Source organism: Undibacterium sp. Di27W, assembly GCF_049340345.1.
In the GTDB taxonomy this organism is placed as follows: Bacteria; Pseudomonadota; Gammaproteobacteria; order Burkholderiales; family Burkholderiaceae_D; genus Undibacterium.
Genome location: NZ_JBMPOS010000168.1, coordinates 1 through 261 on the forward strand (window position 1 = coordinate 1; position 261 = coordinate 261).

Annotated in this window: 1 pseudogene; it reads right to left on the reverse strand. The window is 52.1% G+C overall.

Annotation, left to right across the window (positions count from 1 at the left end):
- Window positions 1–261: pseudogene (gene tuf, locus ACO0LF_RS31760) on the reverse strand (elongation factor Tu); the annotation flags it as partial.

Below are 261 nucleotides of genomic sequence, written 5' to 3' on the forward strand. Positions count from 1 at the left end.
CTACTGTACCGCGACCGGAGATGGAGAATACGTCTTCTACTGGCAACAGGAAGGCGCCGTCAACAGCACGTTCTGGTGTTGGGATGTAGGAATCGAGTGCATCAGCCAGTTTCATGATGGCTTCTTCGCCCAATGGACCTTTGTCGCCTTCGAGGGCCAGTTTAGCGGAACCCTGGATGATAGGCAGGTCGTCGCCTGGGAATTCGTATTTGGACAACAATTCACGAACTTCCATTTCGACCAGTTCCAGCAATTCTGCAT